Raw genomic sequence first — 26,258 nt, 5'->3', positions numbered from 1 at the left:
GCTTGCGCTGGCCGAGGGGAGTGCGCAGGATTCCGCGCAAAACCAGCCCTGCCATCGCCGGCTCGCTGCGGGGCTTTAGGACGAAACCCGGCGCAGAGGAACACGTCCGATGAATGGCTCCCATGCGGTACCCGCCCGCCCCGCCGAAGGCTATCGCGAAACCTACGCCCGGTGGCAGGCCGATCCGGCCGCCTACTGGCTCGATATTGCCAAGGGAATCGATTGGATTCGGCCGCCCGAGAGGGCTTTCGACGCTTCGGCCGGCATCTATGGCCGCTGGTTCCCCGACGCGACCTGCAACACCTGCTTCAATGCGCTGGACAGGCATGTCCGGGACGGGCGCGGCGATCAGGTCGCGCTGATCTACGACAGTCCGGTGACCGGGACAAAGGCCCGTTACACCTATGCGCAGATGCTGGAGGAGGTCGCGACGCTCGCGGCCGTGCTGCAGGATCTTGGCGTGGCCAAGGGTGACCGCGTCCTCATCTATATGCCGATGGTGCCGGAGGCGGCCTTCGCCATGCTGGCCTGCGCCCGCATCGGGGCGGTGCATTCGGTCGTCTTCGGCGGCTTCGCCGCCAAGGAGCTGGCGACGCGTATCGACGATGCCGAGCCCAAGGTGATCCTGACCGCGACGTGCGGCATCGAGCCGACGCGCGTGGTCGAATACAAGCCGCTGCTCGATGGCGCGATCGAGATGGCCAGGCACAAGCCGCAAACCTGCGTCGTGCTGCAGCGGCCGCAGGCGGACGCCTCGATGCATGCAATGCGCGACAAGAACTGGCGCACGCTGGTGGCCGCGGCGAAGGCGGCCGGCCGCAAGGCCGATTGCGTCGAGGTGGCGGCGACCGACCCGCTCTATGTCCTCTACACCTCCGGCACGACCGGCAAGCCGAAGGGCGTGGTGCGCGACAATGGCGGGCACATGGTCGTGCTCAAGGCGACGATGGACCAGCTCTTCGACGTGAAGCCCGGCGAGGTGATGTTCACCGCCTCGGATGTCGGCTGGGTCGTCGGTCACGGCTATATCGTCTACGCGCCGCTGATCCAGGGCGCGACCAGCGTGCTCTATGAGGGCAAGCCGGTCGGCACGCCCGATCCCGGTGCCTTCTGGCGGGTGATCGCGGAGCATGGCGTCAAGGTGCTGTTCACGGCGCCGACCGCGTTCCGCGCGATCCGCAAGGAGGATCCCGAGGGCAGGTACCTCGCCGGTCATGACCTGTCGCGGTTCAGGGCGCTCTTCCTCGCCGGCGAGCGGGCCGATCCCGAGACGCTGAAATGGGCCGAGGAATTGCTCAAGGTGCCGGTGATCGACCATTGGTGGCAGACCGAGAGCGGCTCGCCGATCGTCGGTGATCCGATGGGCCTCGGCCTGCTGCCGGTGAAGCACGGCTCGCCGACGGTGCCGCTGCCGGGCTGGGACGTCCAATGCCTCGACGAGGCCGGCCATCCGGTGAAGGCAGGGACGATGGGCGCGATCGTGCTGAAGCTGCCGCTGCCGCCCGGCGCCCTGCCGACGCTCTGGAACGACGACGAGCGCTTCAGGCAGGCGTATCTGACGACCTATCCGGGCTACTACAACACCTCGGATGCCGGTTTCATCGACGAGGACGGTTATGTCTTCATCATGGGGCGCACCGACGACATCATCAACGTCGCCGGCCACCGGCTCTCGACCGGGGGCATGGAGGAGGTGCTGGCGGCGCATCCGGCCGTGGCGGAATGCGCCGTGGTCGGCATTCGCGATGCGCTCAAGGGCGAGCAGCCCTGCGGCTTCGTCGTGCTGAAGGCGGGTACACGCCAGTCGCCGGCGGAGGTCGAGAAGGAGCTGGTCGCGCTGGTGCGCGAGCGGATCGGCCCCGTGGCGGCCTTCAAGCTGGCGGTGACGGTCAATCGGCTGCCGAAGACGCGTTCCGGCAAGATCCTGCGGGCGACCATGAAGAAGATCGCCGACGGCGAGGATTATGCCGTGCCGGCGACGATCGAGGACGCCGGAGTGCTCGACGAGATCGGCACGGCGCTGAAGGACAAGGGAATCGGGTAGGGCTGGCTCCGTCATCCTCCACAGTCATCCCGGGCGGAGCGAAGCGAAGACCCGGGATCCATGCCGGAACTGTTCAGGCATGGATCCCGGATCGGCGCCGCTCACGCGGCTTGTCCGGGATGACGGTGTTGTGTGGAAGGAGGCTAGAGAGCCTCAGCCCTCGTCGTCCTCATCCGCCGGGCGCTTGAGCTGCTTCAGCTTGGCGAAGACGGAATCGACGTCGATCGCCGCTTCCTCCTCGCGCTTCGGCCGGCTCATGTCGGCGAAGGGCTGGCTCTCGGTGTGGGCGTGCGCCGGCGCGGTGGTCTCTTCGGCGGGCAGCAGGGTCGAGCCGGCTTCGGCCAGCGCGGCCGGACGGTCCTTGGCGGCGCGGCCGACCTCGAAGTCCAGGTCGATCTGCGAGCACAGGCCGAGGCTGACCGGGTCGATCGGGGTGAGCTGCTGGGCGTTCCAGTGCGTGCGGTCGCGGATCTGCGCGATGGTCGACTTGGTCGTGCCGATCAGGCGGATGATCTGCGCGTCCTTGAGCTCGGGGTGGTTGCGCAGCAACCAGAGAATGGCGTTCGGGCGATCCTGGCGCTTGGAGACCGGGGTATAGCGCGGGCCCTTGGCGCGCTTGACCTCCGGCACCTTCACCTTGCGCTCGGCGAGACGCAGATGATGGTTCGGGTTCTTGGCGGCGCGCTCCAGCTCCTCGCGGGTGAGCTGGCCTGAGGTGATCGGGTCGAGGCCCTTGATGCCGGCCGCAACCTCACCATCGGCGATGCCGCGGACCTCGAGCGGGTGCAGCTTGCAGAACTCGGCAATCTGCTCGAACGTCAGGGAGGTGTTCTCGACCAGCCAGACCGCGGTGGCCTTGGGCATCAGCGGGGTTTGTGACACGGGGCGTCTCCTGGAAGGCCTTCGCGCCCGATCGGGCTCGTCAAGGCAGGGTCGCGGACAAAAGCTCTCATGCGCCGACCGGCCTCCCCGGCCGGCCATCCAAATCATCGACGATGAGCAGGATGGCGCGCCTTATAGGCGAGGGCGTGGCCAGTGTCCATGGATTTGCATGTCATTGCGGCGGCTGCTCGCGAGCCGAGAGGAGGGCATCCGGGATGGGCCGGGACGGTGTCGCCTTGTCCCAGGCCTGCGCCACGATCCGCCAAACGTCGGCCTCCTTGACCAGCAGCATCATCTCGACGGTGCGGCCGGTTTCGATCGCGTTTTCGACAGCCTCGCAGGCTGCGACCGCCACGGCGACATTGCCGAAGACACGGATCTCGATGCCGAGCGGGCTTTCCTCGAAGGAGCGCAGGCTCGTCTGCGACAGCTCTTGCATCCGCGCGACGAATTGGGCGGGCGATTGCGGCCGGGCGGGGCGAGCGGAGGCATAGAGCAGGGCGGCGTCATGGAAGTCGGCGCCGAAGCCGGCCCAGTCGGCCGGCTCGTCGAGCTGCCAGCTCAGGCTGGCGAACTGCCGCGCGACCAGCGCTGCAATCGCCTGCCTGTCCTCGTCCGGCGCCTCGTTCGGCATGGCTACACCGTCAGCACGATCTTCCCGATATGGGCGCTGGACTCCATCAGACGATGGGCGTCCGCGGCCCGGGCCAACGGGAATGTAGCATGGATCTGCGGCTTGCAGCGCCCGGCTTCGAGCAGCGGCCAGACTTTCGCATGCAGCTCGGCGGCGATGGCGGCCTTCTCGGGGACGGTGCGGGGACGCAGCGTCGAGCCGGTATGAGTCAGGCGCTTCAGCATCAGGCGGCTGAAATTGGCCGATGCCTTCGGGCCGTTGAGGAAAGCGATCTGGACGATGCGGCCCTGATCGGCCGCGGCTTCGTAGTTGCGGTCGATATAGTCGCCGCCGACCATGTCGAGGATGAGGTCGACGCCGCGCCCGCCGGTCGCGGCCTTCGAAGCGGCGACGAAGTCCTCGGTGCGGTAGTTGATGGCGTGGTCGGCGCCGAGTTCGCGGCAGGCGTGGCACTTCTCGTCGGAGCCGGCGGTCGCCAGCACGGTCGCGCCGAAGGCCTTGGCGAGCTGGATCGCCGTGGTGCCGATGCCGGATGAGCCGCCATGGACGAGGAAGCTCTCGCCCGCCTGCAGTCGGCCGCGCTGGAAGACATTGGTCCAGACGGTGAAGTAAGTCTCGGGGACGGCGCCTGCTTCGACAAGCGAAAAGCCCTTCGGCACGGGCAGGGCATTGTCCTCATGAACGATGGCGTATTCGGCATAGCCGCCGCCGGGAACAAGGGCGCAGACCTGCTGGCCGATGGCGAGGCGCTCCGCGCCTTCGCCGCGCGCCACGACCGTGCCCGCGAATTCGAGCCCCGGAATGTCGGAGGCGCCCGGAGGAGGCGTGTAACCGCCAAGGCGTTGCAGGACATCGGGGCGGTTCACGCCGGCAGCCGCGATGGCGACGAGGACCTGGCCGGGGCCGGGCTTGGGAACGGGGCGGGTTTCCGGGCGCAGGACTTCCGGGCCCCCGGGGGCGGGAATGCCGATCGCCGTCATCGTCTCGGGAATGGGGATCATGGCCTCGTCATCCTTCGTCATGGTGCGGCGCAGCGTGACTGTCGCCTCAAGTTCGCTAGCCTGCCGCGCGCAGTTTGAGCAGATGCGAGGCCGCCATGTCGATATTCCCGGAGGACGATCGCCCCAAACCGAAGAGCGTGCATGAGATCGGGCAGGACCTGTCGATGCTCTCGCTCGCCGAGATCGATGAGCGCATCGCCGCGCTGAAGGCCGAGATCGAACGCCTGGCCGAAACGCGGGCGCGCAAGGATGCCTCGCGCTCCGCAGCGGACGCGTTCTTTCGGAAACTTGCCTGAAAAAAGCGTCAAAAAGAAACGCCCGTTAAGGGGGCGTTAATGATTCCAAATTATGAATCGCATCATCCAGTTTGTCTGGATGTCGAGTGGCTCCTGCCCACTCTGTTTGACGCCTCCCTGTTGACCTTCGAGCCGCCTTTGGCGGCTCTTTTTTTGTTTTTGGCGCTTCCTCGCGCCTTCCTGTGGAGAGGGCCGCTGCCTGTGCCCGGACGGGCCGCCGGCCTCGTTTCCGCCATAGCGGTGTAGCCTTGTTAAGGTTAACGACATCTTAGCGGCGTTCGGAAACGCGATCGGCGTTATCCTTGCCACGTCAGCGGCATGATCCGTGGCGCGTTCCAAAGGCGCACGGGCTTGTGCCGATGGGAGACACCGCATGAACGATGCCCAGCTGCTCGATCCGCCGACGGAGGAGGGCGCGCTTTCCTTCGCGCGCCGTTTCGTCCGTTCGGACGCCTTCATGCTGCTGTTTCGCGAAGGCATGGGGCTGGTCGAACAGACCGCCGCCTATCTCGACGGGGAAGGCCGCAAGGAAGCGGCGGCGCTGCCGCGCGAGATCGCGCTGACCTATGCCACCGAGAGCATGCGCCTGACGACGCGGCTGATGCAGATCGCCTCCTGGCTGCTGGTCCAGCGCGCCGTGGCCGAAGGCGAGCTCACGGCCGAGCAGGCCAGGACCGAGCACAACAAGGTCAAGATCAGCGATCCGATGATCTCTCCTGCCGAGCATGTCGTCGCACAGCTGCCGGAGCGCCTGCGTAACCTGATGGCGCATTCGCTGCGGCTGCAGACCCGTGTGCGCCATCTCGAAAACCAGATGTCCGGGACCGAGACCCGCCGCGAAGCCGGCAATCCCGTCCAGGACCAACTGGCGAGCCTGCAGGCGCGCCTCGGCATGAGGCACTGAAGAATTCTCGCGGGAGGCCCGCTCTCCGGGCGGGCCGTCTCGGGCTTCACGCCGCTTCCAGGCTGAACAACAAAAAACCCGGCCGCGAGGCCGGGTTTCTTTGTCTCAGATCAAGGACGGTGGCGCCGGGGCGCCGCAGCCTCACTTCTTGCCGATCGTGCCCAGGCCCGCGAAGCGCGTGTTGAAGCGCGAGACGCGGCCGCCACGGTCCAGCATATGCTGCGTGCCGCCGGTCCAGGCCGGATGGGTCTTGGGGTCGATGTCAAGGTTGAGCGTGTCGCCTTCCTTGCCGTAGGTCGAACGGGTGGCATATTCGGTGCCATCGGTCATGACGACCTTGATGGTGTGATAATCGGGGTGGATGCCGGCCTTGGCCATGACGAAATCCTCGGAGCTTACAAAAACGGGCGCATCGACAAGCAGGCGAGCCTGCCCGGCCCGTCGAAAGAATTCGGATGAGCCTGTCGTGAAGTCGCGTGCACATATCGCAGCCGCGGCGTCAGCGCAAGCTTAACCGGCAATCGGCGCGCCCCTGCGGCGATGCGTCGTTTGCCAAGCTCGCCTTCATGGGCTTCACCGGGCGAGGTTGATATTGGTGGAAAAGGCGCGCGCGTGGCGCGCGCGTGACGAAGGAGGTTCGGTGCGTGGCCGAGGCTGACAAGAACGACAAGAAGGCGCGTCCCGACTTCCGCTCCCTGGCGACCTTCTGGCCCTATGCACGCGCGCAGAAGGGGCGGATCGCCTTCGCGCTCGTCGCGCTCGTGATCGCGTCGCTGGCGACGCTGGTGCTGCCGATGGCGGTCCGACGCGTCATCGATGTCGGCTTCGCCGGCGGCGAACGGCAGCTCGCCAACAGCTACTTCATCCTCCTGATCGGCGTGGTCGCGGTGCTCGCGCTGGCGAGTTCGGCGCGCTTCTACCTCGTCATGACGATCGGCGAGCGCATCGTCTCTTCGCTGCGTGCCGATGTCTTCCGCCATCTGACGCGGCTGGAGCCGGCCTTCTTCGATTCGAGCAAGGCGGGCGAGCTCGTCTCGCGGCTCACGGCGGACACCACGCAGATCAAGTCGACCTTCGCCTCGACCGCCTCGATCGCCCTGCGCAACGTCATCATGGCGCTGGGCGCCCTCGGGCTGATGGTGGCGACGAGCCCGCGGCTTTCCGCCATCGTCATCGGCGTGATCCCGCTGATCGTGGTCCCGCTGGTGCTCTCGGGTCGTTCGGTGCGCAGACGGGCGCGGGCCGCGCAGGACAGGTTGGCCGACGCCTCCGCCTTCGCCGCCGAGGCTGTCGGCGCGATCCGGACGATGCAGTCCTTCGGAGCCGCCCGCCAGACCTCGGCCCGCTTCGAGGCCGCCTCCGACGGAGCTTATTTCGCTTCGCGGGAAGCGACGGCCTCGCGCGCGCTGCTCTCCGGCGTCGCGATCTTCCTGGTCAGCGCCAGCGTCGTCTGCGTACTCTGGACCGGGGCGACCGAGGTCTTCGACGGGCGGATGAGCGGCGGCCGGCTCTCGCAGTTCATTCTCTATGCGGTGCTGGCGGCAAGCTCGCTCGGCCAGCTGTCCGAGGTCTATGGCGATATCAGCGCGGCGGCCGGCGCCTCGAGTCGGCTCGGCGAGATCCTGGCCCTGAAGCCCGCGATCGCCGCGCCGCCGCATCCCAAGCCGATGCCGGCCCCTTCGCTCGGCGAACTCGCCTTCGAGAACGTCTCGTTCAGCTATCCCGGCCGGGTCAGCCCGGCGCTGTCGGACCTGAGCTTCTCCGTGCGGCCGGGCGAGCGCGTGGCGCTGGTCGGCCCGTCCGGCGCCGGCAAGAGCACGGTGCTGCAGCTCGCGCTGCGCTTCTACGATCCGCAGGACGGGCGCGTCGTGGTCGATGGCGTCGCCGGACCCGAGGCAGACCCGGAGATCTGGCGCGAACGCTTCGCGCTGGTGCCGCAGGAACCGACCGTCTTCGGTGTCTCGATTCGGGACAATATCGCCTATGGCCGTCCCGACGCGTCGCAGGACGAGGTCGAAGCGGCGGCGCGGCTCGCGGCGGCCGAAGAGTTCATCCGTGCGCTGCCGCAGGGCTACGACACGATCGTGGGCGAGCGTGGCGTCACGCTATCGGGCGGGCAACGCCAGCGCCTCGCCATCGCGCGGGCGATCCTGAAGGACGCGCCGATCCTGCTGCTCGACGAGGCGACGAGCGCGCTCGACTCGGAAAGCGAGCGGGCGGTTCAAGATGCGCTCGACCGGCTGATGCTGGGGCGCACGACGCTGGTCGTGGCGCATCGCCTGGCGACCATCCTCTCGGCCGACCGAATTCTCGTGATGGAAGACGGACGCATCGTCGAGGAAGGCACGCATGCCGAGCTCAAGGCGCGCGGCGGGCTTTATGCACGCCTGGCCGCGCTGCAGTTCGGGCTGGAGGCGGCTTAGGATAGAGCGAGAAGAAAACCGTTGTTCCGGATCGGCGCCGCTAAAGCGGCGTGTCCGGAGTGACGCAGTGGACCCGGCTCTAGGGGCCCACCAGCGCGCGCTGTTGTTCTTCGCTGGGTTGGCCGAAGAAGCGGATATTGCCGGGCTGGATGAGGACGCCGAGCGCCTCGCTGCCATCGGGCGAGAACAGCGCATAGAACCGGTTGTCGCCGCAATCGTGGCGCTTGCAGGTGTCGACGCGCTCGAAGGTCTGGTCGCCGACGGTGACGATCGTGCTGGGGCCGCCCGGACCGCTCAGCTTGTCAGCCCTGAGCCAGGCTTCGCGCGGGCCGAGCTTGCCGACCATGTGGGTCCAGGCCTCGCGATAGGTCGGCTGCTTCAGCATGTCGTGGAGATAGCGCCCGCCGCCGCCCGTCGACTGGGCCGAAGCCGGGGCCGTCAGCAGCAGCGCGAGAGCCCCAGCGACGGTGAAAGAGAGGCGCCCGACGGACATGATCAGCGCTCCGTGATCTTGAACTCGATGCGGCGGTTGCGGCGGTGCGCTTCGTCGGTATTGGCGACATCGAGCGGCTGGTATTCGCCGAAGCCGGTGGCGGCGACCCGATCGGTCGGCAGGCCGCGCGAGATCAGGTACTCGACCACGGCGATGGCGCGCGCCGAGGAGAGATGCCAGTTCGAAGGGAACTGGGCGGTCTTGATCGGGCGGTTGTCGGTGTGGCCGTCGACGCGCAGGATCCAGGGCAGGTCGGGCGGCATCTCGCGGCCGAGATCGAGCAGGATGGTGGCGAGCTTGTCGAGCTCCTCCTTGCCTTCGGGCTTCAGAACAGCCTGACCGGCATCGAAGAAGACTTCCGACTGGAAGACGAAGCGGTCCCCGACGACGCGGATGTCGGGCCGCGTGCCGAGCACCTGCCGCAGACGTCCGAAGAAGTCCGAGCGGTAGCGCGCGAGTTCCTGGACGCGCTGGGCCAGCGCCACATTGAGCCGCGAGCCCAGTTCCGAGATGCGCGCCTGCGAGTCCTTGTCTTTGGCCTCCGAGGCGGCAAGCGCCTCTTCCAGCGCGGCGAGCTGACGGCGCATGGCGAGAATCTGCTGGTTGACGAGATCGACGGTCGACTGGGCGCGGGCGGAGAGCTGCTTTTCGGCGTCGAGCGCCTTCTGCGTCTCTGCGAGCTGGACCGGGGCGGCATTGTTCTGGGTGGCGAGCTGGCCCTGCAGGCGGCCGCGCTCGTCCTGCTCGCGCGTCAGGGTCGATTGCATGAGCTGCAGGTTCTCCTGCGCCTGCCGGTTCGAGGAACGCTCCAGCGCCAGCAAATCGGTGAGCTCGGAGATCTGCCTGTTGAGCCGCTCCAGCGCGGTGTCCTTGCCGGTCAGCTCCTGTGAGAGGAAGAACTGGCCGAGGACGAAGACGGTGAGCAGGAAGACGATGCCGATCAGCATCGTCGAGAGCGCGTCGACGAAACCGGGCCAGAAATTCGCGTCCTCGCGGCGATGGGCGCGGGAGAGGGCCATGGGTCAGGCTCCTGAAGTGCCGACGGCGATCATGGCTCGGTGATCTGGTCAGCCGTAAGGCGTTCGATCAACCGCTTCAGATCCTTTTCGCGCGTGGCCTGCGCCTCGACCCAGTCGCGGATCATCTGCTGCTCGGCGCGCATATGCTGGACGAGGCCCTGGATGCCCTCGGCGAGGTTGGCGAGCGCCTGGGTCGCCGCGCGGTTGTTCGAGGCGCCGTCCGCCATCGCGGAGCTCAGCCTTTCGAAGCGGTCGGCCAGCGGGTCGCCTGCGGCGAGCAGGGGCGCGATGGTATCCGGCGTTGCGGTGCGGGTGCCGAGCCAGCTTTCGAGCTCGTTGCGGAAGCGGCGCTGCGCCTGTGCCACCTGAAGATCGAGGAAGCCGAGAATCAGCGAGCCGGCGATGCCGAAGAGCGAGGACGAGAAGGACAGGCCCATGCCGGCGAGCGGGGCCGAGAGCCCGGCCTTCAGCTCGTCGAAGAGCACCCCGGCCTCGGCGCCGGTGCGCAGCGACTTGATGACGGTGCCGACCGAACCCACGGTGTCGAGCAGGCCCCAGAATGTGCCGAGCAGGCCGAGGAAGACGAGCAGGCCGGCGAGATAACGCAGCACCTCACGCCCGTCGTCGAGCCTGACCGCGACCGATTCGAGGGCCGAGACGGCCTGGGCGGGGGCGAGCGTGCCGCGATCGAGAGCTGTGAGGACGGAGCCGAAGGGCGCGATGACCTGGCTGCGCTGGACCTCTGCCGAGGCGGGGGCGGCGGCAAGCCGGGTGGCGGCACGGGCCTCGGTGTAAAGGCGCCAGAGTTCGCGCAGGGCGATCAGCACGCCGACGAACAGTGCGCCGACAATGAGGCCGTTAAGCCCCGGATTGGTCATGAAGGCCTGAACCAGGCCGCCCTGGAGGATGTAGCCGAGGAAGCCGATCAGGGCGAGAAACAGGACCGCACGGATGATGTAGCGAAGCGGGCGCGAGAAGCGGGTCTCCGTACGCAGGGGTGCGGCCGTCACCGGCTCGGCCGCGAAATCCTCGTTCGCCATTCGTCGTCTTCCGTTCGCCTCGGAGTGCGGGGAGGACTGTCGCCTTCCACGCCTCCGGGATCAAGCACGAAAGAGCTACAGTTCTGTCTCAAAGCCGGTTTGAAAAAGTCCCCAGCCCTCGGGCGAGGAGCCATTTCGCCGGAAGTGGCGTCTCGCGATGAGGACTGGTGCGCCCAGAGAGCCTCTCAGGCGGCGGCTGTCTTCAGCGCTGCAGCGAGCGCACGCTCGCCGGCCTCGTTGCCGCAGATGATGTCCCGGGCGCTGGTGATCGGCTTGCCGTCGAGCGAGCCGAAGGTGCCGCCCGCCTCGCGGATCAGCACGGCGCCCGCCGCGAAATCCCAGGTGTTGAGACCGCGCTCCCAGTAGGCGTCCATGCGGCCGGCGGCGACATAGGCGATGTCGAGCGCTGCCGAACCCATGCGGCGAACATTGGCGAAGCGCGGCATCACCGCGGCGAGCTCGCGCAGGAACTGGCCGTGGCCGCCCTTGCCGATATGCGGGATGCCGGTGCCGATCAGCATGTCGGCCGGCTCGTTGCGGCCGGAGACGCGCAGGCGCCGGTTGTTGACATAGGCGCCCTTGCCCTTCTCGGCCATGAACATCTCGTCCTTGGCGGCGTCGTAGACGACACCGGCGATGAACTGGTTGTCGCGCTCGAGCGCGACCGAGATGTTCCAGTGCGGGATGCCGCGCAGGAAGTTGTGGGTGCCGTCGAGCGGGTCGATATGCCAGCGATTGCTCTCGTCCGTGCCGTGGACGACGCCGCTTTCCTCCATGATGAAGCCGTAGCCCGGCCGCGCCTTCTCCAGCGACTCGCGCAGGATCTGCTCGGCTTTGTGATCGGCCTTCGAGACGAAGTCGCCGGGCCCTTTCGCGAGCACCTGCAGGTTCTCGACCTCGCCGAAGTCGCGCTTCAGAGAGCGGGACGCCTTCATCACGGCGTCGGTCATCACGGTCATCAGGGGGGAGCGGATCATCGGAAACCTCTTGCGCGCCGGGGCGCGGCTGGAAAGGAAGGAACGGCCTCTCCAGCCCTCATCCTGAGGAGCCGCAAAGCGGCGTCTCGAAGGATGTTTCAGATTGCACTGGAACATCCTTCGAGACGCAGCCTAAAGGCTGCTCCTCAGGATGAGGGCTGCGTTTCGACCGTAGTAACCCGTCACTTGCGCGGCTCTTACTGCGCCGTCAAGACGGCGCTGCTGATGCGGCTGGCCGCAATGCGCGCGGCGCGGGCCTGCTGTTCGGGCTTCAGCCGGTCGAACAGGGCGTCGAGCCCGGGGTCATCGAGCCCCTGCGCACGAGCGGCGAGATGCCAGGCCGCGGCCTCGATCGTGTCGGGCGGAATGCCCAGGCCAAACTGGTAGAGCTTGGCCAGACGGTTCTGGGCGATCGGGTTGCCGAGCGCGGCGGCGCGCTGGAACAGCTTCGCCGCGCGCGCCTCATCCTTGGACACGCCGATGCCGTTGAACAGCATGATCGCATACTCGACCATGCCGGGAACGTTGCCGGCCGCAGTCGCCTGCTTCATCCAGCGCGCGGCTGTCTCCTCGCTCGCCGGCATGCCGCGGCCCTGCTTTGCCAGCACGCCGAGGGCATGCATGGCGTCGCCGACATTGGATTTGGCGGCGATCTCGAGGCAGGCGACGGCGCGCTGGTCGTCCGCCTCGCGGCCGGTGGCGAGCAGGGTCAGCGCGAGATTGTAGTTGGCGGCCGGGTGGCCGGCCGCAGCGGCCTTCTCAAGCAGGGCGCCGGCGCGGACCGGATCGCGCTTGCCGCTCTTGTCGTCGAGCAGCTGGGTCGCCAGGGCGAAGGTGGCATTGATATCGCCGCGCGCTTCGGCCCGTTCATACCATTCGGTCGCGACCTTCTGGTTCGGGGCGACGCCGAGGCCCTGACGGTAGAGCTCGCCGAGCAGCGTCATCGCGGCGGCGTCGCTGTTGTCGGTCTCGATGCGCTTGAGCGCATCGGACAGCGCACGCCGGTAGTGGCCTGCCTGATAGGCGCCATAGGCATTGTCGGCTGAGGGCGCGGCCCAAGCCGGAGCCGCCACCAGCATGGAACCGGCGAGGCAGGCAATACGGGCGAGATGCTTCATCGCGCCGCCTTCCGGGCCGCGAATTCGGCGATCGTGGCATTGGCAGCCTCGACCAGCGCGCGGACATCCTGGCCTTCCTCGAAGGCCCAGGCACCGAGCGCGACGAACTCGGCGCCGGTCTCGACCAGCGCGGGGATCGATTCGGCATCGGGCGCATAGGCGACGCAGGGCGTCTCGAAGATCTCGGCCCACCAGCCGGCGCGCTCGATCACGGCCGTGAGCGGCGGCACGCTGCCGTCGGCGCGCGGTTCGCCGAACATGACGTAGTCGACACCGGCCTCGCCGACATCCATCGCGTCGTGGCGGGCGCGCAGGCCGCCGGCGCCGACGATGCGCTCGTTCTTCAGGCTGGAGCGGGCCTCTGCGATCGCCTCGGGCCCACCGGTGACATGCACGCCGTCGGCGCCGCCGCGGGTCGCGACGAGCGCGCTGTCCTCGACGACAAGGGCGACGTTGTTGGCCTGGACCGGTGCGGCGAGGCGCTTGACGCGCTCGATGCGGTTGCGGTCGTCGCCGGGCGTGAGGCGCAGCACGATGGCGGCGATGTCACCGCCGGCCATGGCCTGCATCAGGCGAAAGACGATCGCCTCCGCGTCCTCGACGGGCGGGGTGACGAGCATCAGGCGGGTGTGGGAGGAGTGCGTGGTCATGATCGGCTGCGCAAACGGCCCGCAGCGAAGTCCAATGTCAAGACCGCAAGCCCGGCAATCAAGCTCCAGAAGGCGGAGCCGATGCCGAAGAGCGAGAAGCTGGAGGCGGCGACGGAGAAGGCGATGACGGCGGCGAAGCGCTCCTTGTCGGAGGATATGGCCTGGGCGAGCGCGCCCGTGAGCGAGCCGACGAGGCCGAGCCCGGCAACGGCGACGATCAGCGCCTTCGGCATGGCGAGCACCAGCGCGATCAGCAGGCCGGCAAAGCCAGCGACGGTGAGCCAGAGCGCGCCGTAGACCACGCCGGCCTTCCAGCGCTGCTTCGGGTCAGGGTGGGTGTCGCCGCCGGTGCAGATCGAGGCTGATATCGCGGCCATGTTGGTCATATGCGCGCCGAAGGGCGCGGTGACGAGCGAGGTCAGGCCGGTGACGAAGAGGGCGGGCGCCGTCGGCGGGCTGTAGCCGGCGGCGCGCAGCACGGCGAAACCCGGCAGGTTCTGGGCGGCCATGGTGACGAGGTAGAGCGGGACGCCGATGCCGAGCATGGCGGCAATATCGAAGCGAGGCGTGACGAATTCGAGGCCGGTCAGCGCGATCTCTCCTGCCGGCCAATGGGCGAGCCCGCCCGCAAAGCTGATCACAATACCGGCGGCGAGCGCGGCGATGACGCCAAGGAAGGGGCTGATCAGCCGCGCGACGAGAAAGACCGCGAGCAGCGGCAGGACGAGCGTCGGCGACAGCCGCATCTCGTCGAAGACCGCGACGACAAAGCGGAAGATGACACCAGCCAGCATCGCCGAGGCGACGGGCATCGGGATGCGTTCGATCAGGCGGCCGAGCGGGCGGAAGGCGGCGGTGAGCATCATCAGCGCCGCGGCGAGGAGAAACGCGCCGACCGCCGACGCCATGTCGAAGCCGCTGGCGGCGGCGATGAGGGCCGCGCCCGGCGTCGACCAGGCGCAGATCATCGGCAGGCGGTAGCGCCAGGACAGAAAGGCGCTGGAGATCGCGGTCGCAATGGCGAGCGCAGCGATCCAGGACACGGTCTGTCCGGCCGTTGCGCCGAGCGTCTGCGCGGCGGAGAGGATGACGGCCACCGAGGCGGCGAAGCCGACGAAGACCGCGACCAGAGCGGAGAAGACGATCGACATGGCGTTCCGGCGGTGATCGCAGGCGGCGGGATCAAGCCGTTGAATCAGAAAACGCTGCGTACGGAAAGAGCGCTAGGCACATGCCGAGCTGCAGCCGGAGCGATGCGCCGCCCCGGAAAGAAAACGCCCGGCGCCAGGCCGGGCGTTGCAGAATGGAGCCGTCAGGCGGATCACGCCGCCTTCTTCGAGCCGAAGGTCGGGTCGAGTTCGCCCTTGGCGTAGCGCTTGGCCATTTCGGCGAGCGTGATGACGCGCTTGATCTTCGAGGCCTGGCCGGCGGTGTTGAACTCCTCGAGCCGCTGCTTGCAGAGCTTGGTCATCGCCTCCATGGCGGGCTTCAGATATTTGCGCGGATCGAACTCGCCGGGGTTCTCGGACAGGATCTTGCGGATCTGGCCGGTCATCGCCATGCGGTTGTCGGTGTCGATGTTGATCTTGCGCACGCCGTGCTTGATGCCGCGCTGGATCTCCTCGACCGGCACACCCCAGGTCTGGGGCATCTTGCCGCCGTACTGGTTGATGACGTCCTGAAGGTCCTGCGGAACGCTGGACGAGCCGTGCATGACGAGATGCGTGTTCGGCAGCAGCTTGTGGATCTCCTCGATGACATGCATCGCCAGGATCGCGCCGTCGGGCTTGCGGGTGAACTTGTAGGCGCCGTGCGAGGTGCCCATGGCGATGGCGAGCGCATCGACCTTGGTCTCGGCAACGAACTTCACGGCTTCGTCGGGGTTGGTCAGGAGCTGGTCATGGCTGAGCTTGCCCTCGAAGCCGTGCCCGTCCTCCTTCTCGCCCTCGCCGCTTTCCAGCGAACCCAAGACACCGAGCTCTCCTTCGACGGAGATGCCGCCGAGATGGGCCATGTCGGTGACGGTCTTGGTCACGCCGACATTGTAGTCCCAGTCGCCGGGGGTCTTGCCGTCGGCCTTGAGCGAGCCGTCCATCATCACCGAGGTGAAGCCCGCCTGGATCGCGGTCATGCAGGTCGCCGGCTCGTTGCCGTGGTCGAGATGCACGCAGACCGGGATATGCGGATAGATCTCGGTGACGGCGTCCATCATGTGCTTGAGCATGATGTCGTTGGCGTAGCTGCGGGCGCCGCGCGAGGCCTGGATGATGACGGGCGCGTCGGTCGCATCCGCCGCGGCCATGATCGCCAGCGCCTGCTCCATGTTGTTGATGTTGAAGGCGGGCACGCCGTAGTCGTTCTCGGCGGCGTGGTCGAGCAACTGGCGAAGCGTGATACGGGCCACGATTGGCACTCCCCTTTGGCTAATCGATATGAGGTTTGATGTAGTGCGTAAGCGCCACTGGCGCAAAACTAAAGCACTGACATGCTGAAAATGCGAAGGGCCGCCCGGTTGCCGGGCGGCCTCTGAAAACATCGTCGCAATCAGGCTTTCCGCAGCGCCTCGACGCCCGGCAGAGCCTTGCCTTCCATCCATTCGAGGAAGGCGCCACCTGCCGTCGAGACATAGGACAGGCTGTCCGCGACGCCGGCATGGTTCATGGCCGAGACGGTGTCGCCGCCGCCGGCGACCGCGACGAGTTCGCCTGCCTGGACGTGCCTGGCCGCCGCCTTGGCGACCGCGACGGTCGCCGTGTCGAAGGGCGGCAGCTCGAAGGCACCGAAGGGGCCGTTCCAGACCAGCGTCTTGACCTTCTCCAACCGCAGAACGACTTCGGCGATGCTCAGCGGGCCGGCGTCGAGGATCATCTCGTCGGCCTCGACCTCGCCAACCGGCACGACGCGGTAGCTGGGATGGGCCTTGAATTCACGCGCGACGAGCGCATCGACCGGAAGCAGGATCTCGCAGCCGGCGGCCTTGGCCTTGGCTTCGATCTCGCGGGCGGTGTCGAGCAGGTCGTGCTCGCAGAGCGACTTGCCGACATCGACGCCGCGCGCGGCGAGGAACGTGTTGGCCATGCCGCCGCCGATAGCGAGCACGTCGACCTTCCTGACGAGGTTGCCGAGCAAGTCGAGCTTGGTCGAGACCTTGGCGCCACCGACGATCGCCATCACCGGCCGGGCGGGATTGTCGAGGCCGGCGGAAAGCGCCTCCAGCTCCGCCTGCATGGTCCGTCCGGCATAGGCCGGCAGGACATGGGCGAGACCTTCAGTCGAGGCATGGGCGCGGTGGGCGGCGGAGAAGGCGTCATTGACGTAGAGATCGCCATTGGCGGCGATCGCCCTCACGAACTCGGCGTCGTTCTTCTCGTCGCCAGCGTGAAAACGGGTGTTCTCCAGCAGCAGGACGTCGCCGTTCTTCGCGGCGGCAACGGCCTTGGCGACCGGCTCGCCGATACAGTCGTCGACGAAGGCGACGGGGCGGCCGAGCGCCTGAGTCAGCGCCGGGACGATCTGCTTCAGGCTGTTCTTGTCGTCGCGGCCCTTGGGACGGCCGAAATGCGCGAGCAGGATGACCTTGCCGCCCTTGTCGGCGATCTCGCGAATGGTCGGCAGCACACGGTCGATGCGGGTGGTGTCGCTGACCTTGCCGTTCTCCATCGGAACGTTGAGGTCGACGCGGACGAGGGCACGCTTGCCGGCGAGATCGGCGTCGTCGAGGGTGCGGAAGGCGGTCATCGCGTCAGCAGGCTCCCGAACAGACCGGGCACTCCGAACCTCAGCACCGCAATGGTGAGCGCGACAGTGAGAACGGCCGTGACGATGGCGGTCAAGAACAGGGTTCCGGCGCGCGGCGTGGCGTCGACGCGGTCACGCAGGGCGGAAATCTCGCCGCGGATCGCGGCGAAGTCCATCGTGCCGGCGGCGGCGTCGACCTTGTGGGCGCTGCGCTCGAGCGAGGCCTCGGCGCGGGTCAGGACAGCCTCGTAGCGGGCGAACTTCTCCTCGATGCGCGCGGCCTTCTCCTCGATGCGGGAGAGCTGATCGAGCTGGCGCGGATCGGGCTTCGATGCGGTTTCGACGGAGGCGGGCACCGCGGAGCCGATGACCACGGCGGGAGCTGCCGGTGCAGGCGTTGCAGCTGCGGGAGCGGGGCTGAATGCGGGGGGCGGCATCACGGCGGGCGCCTCGACGGGCACCGGGGACGCAACAGTCGGCTCGATCTTGGCCATAGGCTCTCCGTAGCGTGGAGGAAATGGCGGGGCCGCGCCGGAGCACGGTGCGGCCTCGCTTTCAGGCACCATACCCCCTGCCGGGGGCATGGGGGCGATGGATCAGAGCAGGGCGCCCATGGCGACGGCCGTGTCGCTCATGCGGTTCGAGAAGCCCCACTCATTGTCGTACCAGGACAGCACGCGCACGAACTTGTCGTCCATGACCTTGGTCTGGTCGAGGGCGAAGGTCGAGGAATGCGAGTCGTGGTTGAAGTCGATCGAAACGTTCGGCTGGTCGGTGACCCCGAGGATGCCCTTCAGCGCGCCACGCTTCGACGCCTTGATGATGGCGTCGTTGATCTTCTCGACCGAGGTCTTGCGCTTGGCGAGGAACTTGAAGTCGACGACCGAGACGTTCGGCGTCGGCACGCGGATCGAGGTGCCGTCGAGGCGGCCCTTGAGATCGGGGATGACGAGGCCGATCGCCTTGGCAGCGCCGGTCGAGGTCGGGATCATCGACATCGCGGCGGCACGGCCGCGATAGAGATCCTTGTGCATGGTGTCGAGCGTCGGCTGGTCGCCGGTATAGGCATGGATCGTGGTCATGAAGCCCTTGTCGATGCCCACGGCGTCATGAAGCACGCGCACGACCGGCGCGAGGCAGTTCGTGGTGCAGGAGGCGTTCGAGACGACGAGATGCTCCTTGCTGAGCTCGCCATGGTTGACGCCGTAGACGACGGTGAGGTCGGCGCCGTCGCAGGGGGCAGAGACCAGCACGCGCTTGGCGCCTGCGGCCAGATGGGCGGCGGCCTTCTCACGGGTGGTGAAGATGCCGGTGCATTCCAGCGCGATGTCGACGCCGAGAGCCTTGTGCGGCAGATCCTTGGGATCGCGGATGGCGGTGACCTTGATCGGGCCGCGGCCGACATCGATCGTGTCGCCGGAGACGGTTACCGTGCCGGGGAAGCGGCCGTGGACTGAGTCGAAGCGGAAGAGATGGGCGTTGGTCTCGACCGGGCCGAGATCGTTGATCGCGACGACCTCGATGTCCTTGCGCTTCGACTCGATGATCGCGCGCAGAACGTTGCGCCCGATGCGGCCGAAGCCGTTGATCGCCACCTTAACCGTCATCTCTTCCTCTCCTTCGCCGAGCGAACCGGCGTGAGCCGTCGCTATCCACGCGGGCAATTCGGCCAAAGCATGGCCGAACGCAAGATAAAAACCGTCATTGCGAGGAGCGTAGCGACGAAGCAATCCAGGGGCAGCAGGGCCCGACGTTCCCCTGAATTGCTTCGCCGCGCTCGCAATGACGGGGAATATCAGCCGTTGTGCTGCTTCATCGCGGCTTCGGCGACAGCCTCCGCCGTGATGCCGAAGTGCTTGTAGACTTCCTTGTAGGGGCCGCTCGCCCCGAAGGAGTGCATGCCGACGAATGCGCCGTCATGGCCGATCACCGCATCCCAGCCGAAGCGCACGCCCGCCTCGACCGCGACCTTGACCGGCGCGGAGCCGATGATCTCGGCCTGGGTGGCCTCGTCCTGCAGGAGCAGGAGTTCGAGCGAGGGCACCGAGACGACGCGGGCGCGCACGCCCTTCTCGGCCAGCAGCTTGCGGGCGGCGACGGCAAGCTCGACCTCGGAGCCCGAGGCGAAGAGCGAGACCTGGGCCTTGCCGCCCTCGGCCGCGAGCAGCTCATAGGCGCCGGTGGCGGAGCGGTTCTTCGCCGTGGCGTCGGTGCGCAGTTGCGGCAGGTTCTGGCGCGACAGAGCCAGCACGGTCGGCCCGTCCCTGCGCTCCAGCGCTGCCTGCCAGGCTTCGGCGGTCTCGATCGCGTCGGCCGGGCGGAAGACGCGCATGTTCGGCATGGCGCGCAGCGAGGCGATCTGCTCGACCGGCTGGTGGGTCGGGCCGTCCTCGCCGAGGCCGATCGAGTCATGGGTCATGACGTAGACGACCGGCAACCCCATCAGGGCGGCGAGGCGCATCGACGGACGGGCATAATCGGCGAAGACGAGGAAGGTGCCGCCGGCAGTGCGGAAGCCGCCATGCAGGGTGATGCCGTTCATCGCCGCGGCCATGCCATGCTCGCGGATGCCGTAGCGCACGTAGCGGCCCTTCGGGGTCTTCGGGGTGAAGTCCTCGGCGGCCTTTGTGCGGGTGTTGTTCGACGGCGTCAGGTCGGCCGAGCCCATCACCAGCTCCGGCATGACCGGTGTGATGGCTTCCAGCGCCAGCTCCGAGGCCTTGCGGGTCGCGACGGCCTGCGGCGCCGCGATCAGCCCCTTCTTGTGGGCGAGGATCACCTTGTCGAGCTTGGCGGGGACCGTATGGGCGAGACGGCGCTCGAACTCGCCGCGCTTGCGCTCGGAGAGGGCGCCGAAGCGCTCGTTCCATTCCTTGTGCGCGGCGGCGCCGGCCGCGCCGAAGCTGCGCCAGGCCTTCAGCACCTCGGCGGGAATCTCGAAGGGCCCACCGGTGATGCCGAGGTTCTTCTTGGCTGCGGCGAGCTCGTCGGCGCCCAGCGCCTCGCCATGGGCCTTCGAGGTGCCCTGCTTATGCGGCGCGCCGAAACCGATGATCGTCTTGCAGGCGATCATGGTCGGCTTGTTCGACTTCTGGGCGCGGCGGATGGCGGCCTCGATCGCCTCGGGATCATGGCCGTCGACGCGCTCGGAGCGCCAGCCGCAGGCCTTGAAGCGCGCGACCTGGTCGACATTGTCGGTGATCGAGAGCGGGCCGTCGATGGAGATGCCGTTGTCGTCCCAGAGCACGATCAGCTTGTTGAGTTTCTGGTGGCCGGCGAGCGCGATCGCCTCCTGGCTGATGCCCTCCATCAGGTCGCCGTCAGAGGCCAGCACATAGGTGTGGTGATCGACGACCTTCTTGCCGAACTCGGCGGCGAGCATGCGTTCGGCCATCGCCATGCCGACGGCGGTGGCGAGGCCCTGGCCGAGCGGGCCGGTGGTGGTCTCGACGCCGGCAGTCTCGAAATTCTCCGGATGGCCCGGCGTGTTGGAACCGAGCTGGCGGAATTTCTGGAGGTCGGCGAGCTCCATGCCGGGGGTGCCGGTGAGATAGAGTAGGGCGTAGAGCAGCATCGAGCCATGGCCGGCGGAGAGCACGAAGCGGTCGCGGTCCGGCCAGCGCGGATCGGCGGCATCGTATTTCATCACGCGGGAAAACAGCACGGCGGCGACGTCGGCGGCGCCCATCGGCAGGCCGGGGTGGCCGGACTTGGCCTTCTCGACGCCGTCCATCGCCAGGCCGCGGATGGCGTTGGCGAGCTTGTCGTGCTGGGCGCGGTCGATGCTGGTCATGATGGTCTCACAGGGCTCCGTCTGGCGGGAGGGCCGGTCCGACCTGCGCGACAGCGGGCCGGGGGAGGGGGGAAGGCAGTCTTGAAGCTGCTCTTGGCGAGCTTGGAAAGGACGGGTGGATTAGGCCCGGCTCTCCCTTCGAGTCAATTCGCGGAGGCCGGCTTTCGCGGTCGCAGGGGGCCTCAGTGCCCGGTTTTTCGCAGATGGCGCATCCGTCGCGGCGGGCAAGCCTTTGCGAGGCAGCGTTTACGCGCTTTTGGGTCGATTCCTGTTTTCCCGCGTTCTGCTGTAAATTCAGGCACGAATCGTGTGAGCCGGCTTCGATCTGAAAGGAGAGCGACCGTGGCGAGCCTGATGCTGGACAATGCGCTGGCGCGTCTCGACAGCGCTCTGGGGCAGCTCGAGGCGGCGGCGCGGCGGCGGATCGAAGCGGAACGCGGCCGGGGCAATCTCGAAACCGAACTGGCGCTGATGCAGGATGACCGGGCGCGGCTCGCGGCCGATCTCGACGGCGCGATGGCGCGGCTCGGCCATGTCGAAACGGCGGCCGCCGATGTCGACCAGCGGTTGCTGCGGGCGATGAACGTCATCAGCGCGGTGATCGAACGCGTGCAGGCGCAGCAGCCGGCCGAGGAGCCGGAGCACGAGGCCGAAGCGAGCTAGCGCATTTTCGAGCGAAGTGGACGCCGGTTCGCGTGCGGAAAACGCGACAAAACGAAGAGATGGAGCATTCCCGCGATACGCAGAGACGCGGAAATGCACTAGAAGCGAAGAGGGCAGGAGACGGATGCCGCAAGTCAACGTCATGATCGCCGGCAAGGCCTACCGCATGGCATGCGGGGAGGGCGAAGAAGCCCATCTCGAAGGGCTCGCGCAGTTCTATGACGAGAAGATCGGCGAGATGCGGCTGGCCTTCGGCGAGATAGGCGACATGCGGCTGCATGTCATGGCGGCACTGATGGTCGCGGACGAGGTCCATGAACTGAAGCAGCGGCTGGCGAGGCTCGAATCGGACCTCGCCGCAACGCAGGGCGATGCCGGCGCAGCCGACCAGCGCCTGAGCGAGGTCGAGGACCGCGCGGCGGAAGCCCTGGTCGCGGCGGCCGAGCGGATCGAGGGCGTGGCCAAGAGCCTGCTTCCGACAATGACGGGGTGACGGACTGCCGGCTACGGCACTTGCCAATTAAAGCGAAAACCCCGGACGTTGCCGTCCGGGGTTTTTTCCTGCGCAGCTCAGGCCGAGATCAGACGCCCGGGGCGCCGCCCGCGCCGTCCAGCACCGTGACGGAGCGGCGGTTCTGCGACCAGCAGGAGATGTCGTTGCAGACCGCGACCGGGCGCTCCTTGCCATAGGAGATGGTGCGCATGCGGTTCGCCTGGATGCCGCGCGAGGCGAGGTAGTCGCGCACGGTCTGGGCGCGGCGGGCGCCGAGCGAATAGTTGTACTCGCGCGTGCCGCGCTCGTCGGCGTGGCCCTCGACCGTGAAGGTGTAGCGCGGATAGCGCTGCAGCCAGCCGGCCTGCTTGTCGAGGGTAGCGGTGGCGGTGGAGGTCAGGTCGGTGGAGTCGGTCTCGAAGAAGACGCGGTCGCCGACATTCACGACGAAGTCCTGGGCGCTGCCGGGCGTCGCGGCGCCGCCGGCGCCGAAGCCCGAGGCGTCGGCATTCTGGTCTTTGGCGCAAGCGCCGAGCGCGAGCGTCGCGGCGATGGCGGCGGCAAAGCGGACCGAACGGCCGCCGGCGAAAAGAGTGGTCATCATGGCTAAACTCCGGGCGATCGAAATCTCTTGGCGGCGCGCTTCAAGGACGGCTTCGCGTGGCTCCATCAATGAAGCGTCAACCTAAACGAGACCTTGCCAGAACAAGGCGAAGTGGCGGCATTGCGGCGTATGGTTAACCAATTATGGCGAAAGGCGTTTGCGCTGGCCGTTGTGGCCCTGGAGACACAGAAGCTCGCCTCTCTGGCCACTTTGCCAGCTACCCGGCCGATCAGGGGCGCAATCGTTTCGGCGACGCCTCGCAGTGCATCACAAGGCTGGGGCAAGCTCTCGGTCGGGGCGTGCACTTTGAATAGCTTGGGGACGGCTTAACCGATCAGGTCGATTGAACCTGATCGGATCAGGCTCCGGGCCGCCTCTCGGGCCAAATAAGAAGGCCGCCCAACCATGGCCGGGCGGCCCCTTCTCCCGTCAAATGCGCGGCCGTTCTCAGCGCTGCCCGCTCAGCAGCGGCGACCAGGTCGGGTCGGAGGCGAAAGCCGGTGTCGGGACCGGCACCTCGACGCGGCCGGTGATGTCGACCATGTACAATTTGCCGCCGGACTGGCCGCCCGGATCGCGGAAGAACATCAGGTACTGGCCGTTCGGCGCCCAGTTCGGGGCTTCGTTGTGGAAGCCCTCGGTGAGGATGCGCTCGCCCGAGCCGTCCGGGCGCATCACGCCGATGGCGAAGCCGCCGCCGCCCTGCCGGGTGAAGGCGATGAGGTCGCCGCGCGGTGACCACGAAGGCTGCGAATAGCGGCCCTGGCCGAAGGAGATGCGCTGGGCTTCGCCGCCGGAGGACGACATCACATAGAGCTGCTGCTGGCCGCCACGGTCGCTCTCGAAGACGATCCGCGAGCCGTCCGGCGCGTAGGAGGGCGAGGTGTCGATCGCCGCCGTCGAGGTCAGGCGCGTCGTCGAGCGCGAGCCGATGTCGATGGCGTAGAGATTGGCGTTTCCGCCCTGCTGCAGCGAGAGCACGACGCGCTGGCCGTTGGGCGCGAAGCGCGGGCTCGAGCTCATGTCCGGGAAGTTGCCGACGATCTGGCGCTGGCCGGTCTCGATGTTGAGCACCTGCACGCGGGGCTGCTCGCCCTGGCGCTGCGACATGAAGGTGACGTCCTGCGAGACCGGCGAATAGCGCGGCGTTACCACCGAGGTATCGCCATTGGTGAGATAGCGCACATTGGCGCCGTCCTGGTCCATGATGGCGAGACGCTTGCGGCGGCTCTCCTTCGGGCCGGATTCGTCGACGAAGACGACGCGGGTGTCGAAGAAGCCACCGAGCCCGGTGACCTTGCTGAAGATCGCATCCGAGATGATGTGGCCGACGCGGCGGGCATTGCTCGGGTCGGTGAAGTACTGCTGGCCGTCGGTCTGCGTGCCGGTCGCGACATCCCAGAGCCGGAACTCGGCGCGGATGCGGCCGGCCTCGCGCGCGACGCGGCCGGTGACCAGCGCCTGTACGCCGCTGGCCTTCCAGGCGTCGAAGCGGGGCGCGGAGTCGAAGGGCGGGTTCGGCTCCGGGAAGCGGCTCTTGTCGACCGGCGTGAAGTAGCCGCAGCGCTTCAGGTTGTTGGTGATCACGCTGGAGACGAGCACGCCGCCTTCGCCGGCGAAATCGGCGATGGCGATCGGCATGGGCTGGAAGGCGCCGCCGCGCAGGTCGATGACAAGTTCGGCGCGGGCGGCCGCAGGCACCATCAGGGCGGCGCCGGCGGTGGCGAGCAGACGGCGGCGCGTCGGCGCGGCCGTCAGGAAGGGGAGGGGGCTAATGTCGATCATCGGGGTCACATGACGTCCCTTGCGTCGAAATTGACGACGACGTCGCGCCAGTCGTCATAATAGGCGGCGAATTGAGCCGGAATGCGCAAAGGCGCGCAGCGGCGGGTGGCGGTCAGCGCCGAGTCGGCGGCGACACGGAAGAGCGGGTCGGACGAGGAGTTGATCACGCCAGGCTGGCCGGCGAGCGAGCCGTCGGTATTGAGCTTCATCCGCACGGACGGCACGACGTTGCCGCTGCCATGGGCGTTGGCGAGTGCGATCGGCACGTTCCAGCACTTCAGCAGCTGATCCTGGATGATGCCGATGAGCTGCGCCCGGAGCGACGGGCTGAGCTTCTGCGAGGCGCCGCGCTCGGTGCCGAGCGAGGCCGTGCGATTGACCTGCGGCGCCGAGGAGCCGGAGGACTGCGCCTTCTCCTTCGACTGCAGCAGCTTGGCGATATCGCTGGCGTTGAAGTTCTTGGCGATCTCGGCCTCGCGCTTGGCCTTGGCCTCGGCCTCCTGCTTGGCCTTGGCCTCGGCGGCGAGCTTCGCCTTCTGCTCGGCCTCGGCCTTCGCCTTGGCGGCAGCTTCGGCCTTCTCCTTGGCCTGCTTGTCGGCTTCGGCCTTGGCGAGCGCCTCGGCCTTGGCCTTCGCGTCGGCCGCGCGCTTGGCGGCCTGGGCCTCGGCTTCCGCCTTGGCCTTGGCGGCGGCCTTCGCCTCCTCCTCGGCCTGCTTCGCCTTGGAGGCGAGCTCCGCGTCCTCGGCGAGCTTCGCCAGCTCCTCGCGCTTCTGCTCGGCTTCGCGGGCGGCCGCGGCCTCGCTCTTCTGCGGGGGCTGCTTGGCCGGCTCCGGCGGCTTGGTCTCGGGCTTCGGCAACTCGACCGGGCGGGCCGGCGGCGGCGGTGTCGAGGCGTTGTCCTCGGCGACCTTCAGCTCGGGCGGGCGCGAGGGTGGGGCAGGGGTGTCGGTCTTGGCCTCGCCGGCTTCCTTGCGCTCGACGACATCGGACTGGCGCTCGGCGCGCGGCGTCGGCTGCGCCTGCACCTTCTCGGCGCTGCGCTCGCCGCGCGTGACTTGGTTCAGTGCGTTGGGATCGATGATCTCGACGGCGATCGCTTCCTCGTTCTCCGGCAGCGGCGCCGGGGACGAAAACGCCAGCAGCCCCGCGACGAGGACCGTCGCGTGGCCGAGCGCCGACACCAGCATGCCAGGTTCGGAGGTCGTAAGCTTCACGCCCTGAACACCCTTACTCTCGTCGCTCTCAGCGGCCCGCCGGCTCGGTGACCAGCGCGACACGCTTGAACCCGGCCGAGGTGATGGTCGACATCACCGAAGCGACCCGGCCGTAATCCACCAGCTTGTCGCCGCGCACATAGATGCGCTCGTCGAAGCCCTGCTTGGCGAGGCCCTGCAGCTTGCTGACAAGGTCCGGCTCCAGCGTCGGCTGATCCTGCAGGAAGATCTGCCCCTTGCTGTCGATCGCGATGGTGATCGGCTTCTGATCGACATTGATCGGCTTGGCGCCGGTCTGCGGCAGGTCGAGCGGGACGCCCGTCGCGATCAGCGGCGCGGCGACCATGAAGATGATGAGCAACACCAGCATGACGTCGATGAACGGCGTCATGTTGATCTCGGCGATGGCGCCGTGGCGGCGCCCGCGGCGGCCCCGGCGGCCGGCGCCCTTCGCGGCGGTGGCGGCGGACATACCCATTGTTCAGCC

26 protein-coding genes are annotated in these 26,258 nt (G+C 67.7%); 6 read left to right on the top strand and 20 right to left on the bottom strand.

The genetic code is table 11. The features are described 5' to 3' along the window. The first annotated feature begins 109 nt into the window (after nt 1–109). The gene (locus AB4Z10_RS24065; RefSeq protein WP_441472930.1) at nt 110–2,044 is read left to right on the top strand and encodes a propionyl-CoA synthetase; all 1,935 of its coding nucleotides are present in this window, start codon (nt 110–112) and stop codon (nt 2,042–2,044) included. 153 nt (nt 2,045–2,197) lie between these two features. Here AB4Z10_RS24065 and AB4Z10_RS24060 read toward each other — a convergent pair whose 3' ends face one another. The 3 genes from AB4Z10_RS24060 to AB4Z10_RS24050 all read right to left on the bottom strand — a co-directional run bounded on the left by AB4Z10_RS24060 (nt 2,198) and on the right by AB4Z10_RS24050 (nt 4,561). Then, on the bottom strand, nt 2,198–2,926 hold the full coding sequence (locus tag AB4Z10_RS24060; RefSeq protein ID WP_441472929.1) for a DUF1013 domain-containing protein: 729 nt from the start codon (nt 2,924–2,926) through the stop codon (nt 2,198–2,200). Nucleotides 2,927–3,098: 172 nt separating this feature from the next. Beyond that, nucleotides 3,099–3,560, bottom strand: coding sequence for a nuclear transport factor 2 family protein (locus AB4Z10_RS24055; RefSeq protein WP_441472928.1), 462 nt, complete (start codon nt 3,558–3,560; stop codon nt 3,099–3,101). Nucleotides 3,561–3,562: 2 nt separating this feature from the next. Then, on the bottom strand, nt 3,563–4,561 hold the full coding sequence (locus tag AB4Z10_RS24050) for an NAD(P)H-quinone oxidoreductase (protein WP_441472927.1): 999 nt from the start codon (nt 4,559–4,561) through the stop codon (nt 3,563–3,565). A 95-nt stretch (nt 4,562–4,656) separates the two neighbouring features. Between AB4Z10_RS24050 and AB4Z10_RS24045 the strand changes: the two genes are divergently transcribed. Next, nucleotides 4,657–4,857, top strand: coding sequence for a DUF1192 domain-containing protein (locus AB4Z10_RS24045; RefSeq protein ID WP_441472926.1), 201 nt, complete (start codon nt 4,657–4,659; stop codon nt 4,855–4,857). 373 nt (nt 4,858–5,230) lie between these two features. Continuing rightward, nucleotides 5,231–5,761 (top strand): protease adaptor protein RcdA, encoded by a 531-nt coding sequence (rcdA, locus tag AB4Z10_RS24040; RefSeq protein WP_441472925.1) that lies wholly within the window; start codon nt 5,231–5,233, stop codon nt 5,759–5,761. A gap of 141 nt (nt 5,762–5,902) precedes the next feature. Here rcdA and rpmE read toward each other — a convergent pair whose 3' ends face one another. Next, a complete protein-coding gene (rpmE, locus tag AB4Z10_RS24035) occupies nt 5,903–6,139 on the bottom strand; it encodes a 50S ribosomal protein L31 (RefSeq protein ID WP_441472924.1) in 237 nt (78 codons plus the stop codon). A 266-nt stretch (nt 6,140–6,405) separates the two neighbouring features. Here rpmE and AB4Z10_RS24030 point away from each other — a divergent pair, with 266 nt between their 5' ends. After that, nucleotides 6,406–8,184, top strand: a complete 1,779-nt coding sequence (locus tag AB4Z10_RS24030; protein WP_441472923.1) for an ABC transporter transmembrane domain-containing protein — start codon at nt 6,406–6,408, stop codon at nt 8,182–8,184. A 79-nt stretch (nt 8,185–8,263) separates the two neighbouring features. On the opposite strand, the gene AB4Z10_RS24025 is transcribed toward AB4Z10_RS24030, so the two are convergent. The 12 genes from AB4Z10_RS24025 to tkt form a co-directional block, all read right to left on the bottom strand. Next, nucleotides 8,264–8,677, bottom strand: a complete 414-nt coding sequence (locus AB4Z10_RS24025; RefSeq protein WP_441472922.1) for an Ivy family c-type lysozyme inhibitor — start codon at nt 8,675–8,677, stop codon at nt 8,264–8,266. Between the two features lie 2 nt (nt 8,678–8,679). After that, entirely contained in the window at nt 8,680–9,696 is a 1,017-nt protein-coding gene (locus tag AB4Z10_RS24020) for a peptidoglycan -binding protein (protein WP_441472921.1), read from the bottom strand. Between the two features lie 29 nt (nt 9,697–9,725). Beyond that, nucleotides 9,726–10,736: a flagellar motor protein MotA gene (locus AB4Z10_RS24015; protein WP_441472920.1), complete on the bottom strand. Its 1,011-nt coding sequence runs from the start codon at nt 10,734–10,736 to the stop codon at nt 9,726–9,728. Between the two features lie 185 nt (nt 10,737–10,921). Beyond that, nucleotides 10,922–11,713, bottom strand: coding sequence for an inositol monophosphatase family protein (locus AB4Z10_RS24010; RefSeq protein WP_441472919.1), 792 nt, complete (start codon nt 11,711–11,713; stop codon nt 10,922–10,924). 197 nt (nt 11,714–11,910) lie between these two features. After that, nucleotides 11,911–12,831 carry a tetratricopeptide repeat protein gene (locus AB4Z10_RS24005; protein WP_441472918.1) on the bottom strand — a complete coding sequence of 307 codons (921 nt, stop codon included), beginning with the start codon at nt 12,829–12,831 and terminating at the stop codon, nt 11,911–11,913. Next, nucleotides 12,828–13,481 carry a thiamine phosphate synthase gene (locus AB4Z10_RS24000; RefSeq protein ID WP_441472917.1) on the bottom strand — a complete coding sequence of 218 codons (654 nt, stop codon included), beginning with the start codon at nt 13,479–13,481 and terminating at the stop codon, nt 12,828–12,830. The genes AB4Z10_RS24005 and AB4Z10_RS24000 overlap by 4 nt, the downstream gene beginning before the upstream one ends. Next, entirely contained in the window at nt 13,478–14,632 is a 1,155-nt protein-coding gene (locus AB4Z10_RS23995; RefSeq protein WP_441472916.1) for a benzoate/H(+) symporter BenE family transporter, read from the bottom strand. The genes AB4Z10_RS24000 and AB4Z10_RS23995 overlap by 4 nt, the downstream gene beginning before the upstream one ends. Nucleotides 14,633–14,802: 170 nt before the next feature. Continuing rightward, nucleotides 14,803–15,885: a class II fructose-bisphosphate aldolase gene (gene fba, locus AB4Z10_RS23990; RefSeq protein ID WP_441472915.1), complete on the bottom strand. Its 1,083-nt coding sequence runs from the start codon at nt 15,883–15,885 to the stop codon at nt 14,803–14,805. Nucleotides 15,886–16,025: 140 nt separating this feature from the next. Beyond that, nucleotides 16,026–17,219 (bottom strand): phosphoglycerate kinase, encoded by a 1,194-nt coding sequence (locus tag AB4Z10_RS23985; protein WP_441472914.1) that lies wholly within the window; start codon nt 17,217–17,219, stop codon nt 16,026–16,028. Next, nucleotides 17,216–17,713 carry a hypothetical protein gene (locus AB4Z10_RS23980; protein ID WP_441472913.1) on the bottom strand — a complete coding sequence of 166 codons (498 nt, stop codon included), beginning with the start codon at nt 17,711–17,713 and terminating at the stop codon, nt 17,216–17,218. Before AB4Z10_RS23980 ends, AB4Z10_RS23985 begins: the two co-directional genes overlap by 4 nt. Before the next feature lie 102 nt (nt 17,714–17,815). Beyond that, entirely contained in the window at nt 17,816–18,826 is a 1,011-nt protein-coding gene (gap, locus tag AB4Z10_RS23975; RefSeq protein WP_441472912.1) for a type I glyceraldehyde-3-phosphate dehydrogenase, read from the bottom strand. Between the two features lie 188 nt (nt 18,827–19,014). Next, the gene (gene tkt / locus AB4Z10_RS23970; protein ID WP_441472911.1) at nt 19,015–21,012 is read right to left on the bottom strand and encodes a transketolase; all 1,998 of its coding nucleotides are present in this window, start codon (nt 21,010–21,012) and stop codon (nt 19,015–19,017) included. 342 nt (nt 21,013–21,354) lie between these two features. Between tkt and AB4Z10_RS23965 the strand changes: the two genes are divergently transcribed. Then, a complete protein-coding gene (locus AB4Z10_RS23965; RefSeq protein WP_349238563.1) occupies nt 21,355–21,675 on the top strand; it encodes a DUF4164 family protein in 321 nt (106 codons plus the stop codon). 124 nt (nt 21,676–21,799) lie between these two features. Next, on the top strand, nt 21,800–22,168 hold the full coding sequence (locus tag AB4Z10_RS23960) for a cell division protein ZapA (protein WP_441472910.1): 369 nt from the start codon (nt 21,800–21,802) through the stop codon (nt 22,166–22,168). Nucleotides 22,169–22,256: 88 nt separating this feature from the next. On the opposite strand, the gene pal is transcribed toward AB4Z10_RS23960, so the two are convergent. The 4 genes from pal to AB4Z10_RS23940 all read right to left on the bottom strand — a co-directional run bounded on the left by pal (nt 22,257) and on the right by AB4Z10_RS23940 (nt 26,249). Beyond that, entirely contained in the window at nt 22,257–22,769 is a 513-nt protein-coding gene (pal, locus tag AB4Z10_RS23955) for a peptidoglycan-associated lipoprotein Pal (protein WP_441473018.1), read from the bottom strand. A gap of 450 nt (nt 22,770–23,219) precedes the next feature. Then, on the bottom strand, nt 23,220–24,557 hold the full coding sequence (gene tolB / locus AB4Z10_RS23950; RefSeq protein WP_441473017.1) for a Tol-Pal system beta propeller repeat protein TolB: 1,338 nt from the start codon (nt 24,555–24,557) through the stop codon (nt 23,220–23,222). 5 nt (nt 24,558–24,562) lie between these two features. After that, entirely contained in the window at nt 24,563–25,771 is a 1,209-nt protein-coding gene (gene tolA, locus AB4Z10_RS23945) for a cell envelope integrity protein TolA (protein WP_441472909.1), read from the bottom strand. A gap of 28 nt (nt 25,772–25,799) precedes the next feature. Beyond that, on the bottom strand, nt 25,800–26,249 hold the full coding sequence (locus AB4Z10_RS23940; protein WP_441472908.1) for an ExbD/TolR family protein: 450 nt from the start codon (nt 26,247–26,249) through the stop codon (nt 25,800–25,802). Between the last annotated feature and the right edge of the window lie 9 nt (nt 26,250–26,258).

It is taken from the genome of Allobosea sp. RAF48 (assembly GCF_052114025.1).
GTDB lineage: Bacteria > Pseudomonadota > Alphaproteobacteria > Rhizobiales > Beijerinckiaceae > Allobosea.
This window is presented reverse-complemented; position numbering and strand designations above follow the sequence as displayed.

Coding starts and splice junctions, on each gene's coding strand:
- AB4Z10_RS24065 (WP_441472930.1), top strand. CDS start 110: ATGAATGGCTCCCATGCGGTACCCGCCCGCCCCGCCGAAGGCTATCGC.
- AB4Z10_RS24055 (WP_441472928.1), bottom strand. CDS start 3,560: ATGCCGAACGAGGCGCCGGACGAGGACAGGCAGGCGATTGCAGCGCTG.
- AB4Z10_RS24050 (WP_441472927.1), bottom strand. CDS start 4,561: ATGATCCCCATTCCCGAGACGATGACGGCGATCGGCATTCCCGCCCCC.
- AB4Z10_RS24045 (WP_441472926.1), top strand. CDS start 4,657: ATGTCGATATTCCCGGAGGACGATCGCCCCAAACCGAAGAGCGTGCAT.
- rcdA (WP_441472925.1), top strand. CDS start 5,231: ATGAACGATGCCCAGCTGCTCGATCCGCCGACGGAGGAGGGCGCGCTT.
- rpmE (WP_441472924.1), bottom strand. CDS start 6,139: ATGGCCAAGGCCGGCATCCACCCCGATTATCACACCATCAAGGTCGTC.
- AB4Z10_RS24025 (WP_441472922.1), bottom strand. CDS start 8,677: ATGTCCGTCGGGCGCCTCTCTTTCACCGTCGCTGGGGCTCTCGCGCTG.
- AB4Z10_RS24020 (WP_441472921.1), bottom strand. CDS start 9,696: ATGGCCCTCTCCCGCGCCCATCGCCGCGAGGACGCGAATTTCTGGCCC.
- AB4Z10_RS24015 (WP_441472920.1), bottom strand. CDS start 10,736: ATGGCGAACGAGGATTTCGCGGCCGAGCCGGTGACGGCCGCACCCCTG.
- AB4Z10_RS24010 (WP_441472919.1), bottom strand. CDS start 11,713: ATGATCCGCTCCCCCCTGATGACCGTGATGACCGACGCCGTGATGAAG.
- AB4Z10_RS24005 (WP_441472918.1), bottom strand. CDS start 12,831: ATGAAGCATCTCGCCCGTATTGCCTGCCTCGCCGGTTCCATGCTGGTG.
- AB4Z10_RS24000 (WP_441472917.1), bottom strand. CDS start 13,481: ATGACCACGCACTCCTCCCACACCCGCCTGATGCTCGTCACCCCGCCC.
- AB4Z10_RS23995 (WP_441472916.1), bottom strand. CDS start 14,632: ATGTCGATCGTCTTCTCCGCTCTGGTCGCGGTCTTCGTCGGCTTCGCC.
- AB4Z10_RS23985 (WP_441472914.1), bottom strand. CDS start 17,219: ATGACCGCCTTCCGCACCCTCGACGACGCCGATCTCGCCGGCAAGCGT.
- AB4Z10_RS23980 (WP_441472913.1), bottom strand. CDS start 17,713: ATGGCCAAGATCGAGCCGACTGTTGCGTCCCCGGTGCCCGTCGAGGCG.
- gap (WP_441472912.1), bottom strand. CDS start 18,826: ATGACGGTTAAGGTGGCGATCAACGGCTTCGGCCGCATCGGGCGCAAC.
- tkt (WP_441472911.1), bottom strand. CDS start 21,012: ATGACCAGCATCGACCGCGCCCAGCACGACAAGCTCGCCAACGCCATC.
- AB4Z10_RS23960 (WP_441472910.1), top strand. CDS start 21,800: ATGCCGCAAGTCAACGTCATGATCGCCGGCAAGGCCTACCGCATGGCA.
- pal (WP_441473018.1), bottom strand. CDS start 22,769: ATGACCACTCTTTTCGCCGGCGGCCGTTCGGTCCGCTTTGCCGCCGCC.
- tolB (WP_441473017.1), bottom strand. CDS start 24,557: ATGATCGACATTAGCCCCCTCCCCTTCCTGACGGCCGCGCCGACGCGC.
- AB4Z10_RS23940 (WP_441472908.1), bottom strand. CDS start 26,249: ATGGGTATGTCCGCCGCCACCGCCGCGAAGGGCGCCGGCCGCCGGGGC.